This is a genomic window from Streptomyces carpinensis (assembly GCF_002154505.1).
GTDB classification, from domain to species: domain Bacteria; phylum Actinomycetota; class Actinomycetes; order Streptomycetales; family Streptomycetaceae; genus Streptomyces; species Streptomyces carpinensis.
Genome location: NZ_MUBM01000036.1, coordinates 1 through 256, shown reverse-complemented (window position 1 = coordinate 256; position 256 = coordinate 1). Strand labels below are relative to the sequence as shown.

Here is a 256-nt window from a genome sequence, read left to right as displayed (position 1 = left end):
CTCCTGCGGGTCCTCTGGGTCCATGAATTCACAGCCCCGGCGCTCACGCCTCCCAAACGGCCGCGGCCGTACGGTCGTCCGCGTACCCCTTGGCCCGCACCTGGGCGTCCGCCAGGAACGCGGCGAGGCCGGGCACGGGCGGGACGGGCCCTGAAGGAAAGGGCGCCGGGGGAACGGACCACCGCCGGGCGAGATGCGCGCGCAACTCGGCCTCGCCGCGCAGGGGGTCGGCCAGGCCGGTCGTGCACATCAGAAG

1 pseudogene is annotated in these 256 nt (G+C 74.6%); it reads right to left on the bottom strand.

Going from position 1 to position 256, the window contains the following annotated elements:
• Positions 1-43: 43 nt before the first annotated feature.
• A pseudogene (locus BZY54_RS06160) lies at positions 44-256 on the bottom strand (hypothetical protein); the annotation flags it as partial.